This is a genomic window from Pseudoalteromonas sp. 19-MNA-CIBAN-0066 (genome assembly GCF_040308705.1).
In the GTDB taxonomy this organism is placed as follows: domain Bacteria; phylum Pseudomonadota; class Gammaproteobacteria; order Enterobacterales; family Alteromonadaceae; genus Pseudoalteromonas; species Pseudoalteromonas nigrifaciens.
Map to the genome: position 1 here is coordinate 1 of NZ_JBEONZ010000279.1, position 259 is coordinate 259.

Sequence of the window (259 nt, forward strand, 5' to 3'; positions counted from 1 at the left end):
GTTTTTAACGGCTCTCCTAATTTTTGCTGATAAAAGCGAGCGATATCAGAAATTGAATCTGTTAAATAACCAGTGCGTACCATTGGATATTCGCCGGCTACATCCATTGTTGTAACAAACTCTTCAGGAAGTGGGATTTCAGTGACGTTTTGGCTAAGTACATTAAACGATAGAGTGCATAGCAGTATTATTAAAAATGCTAAAGTTTTCATTAAAGTCCTTTAAATAATAAATTCCATTTATTGGTACTCATCTTACC

General features: G+C 34.4%; 1 protein-coding gene. It reads right to left on the reverse strand.

Translation table 11 applies throughout. From position 1 onward, the window contains the following. Positions 1–212: hypothetical protein (locus AAEZ18_RS19140; protein WP_352256009.1), on the reverse strand; the 212-nt coding region annotated here is incomplete at its 3' end. Between the last annotated feature and the right edge of the window lie 47 nt (positions 213–259).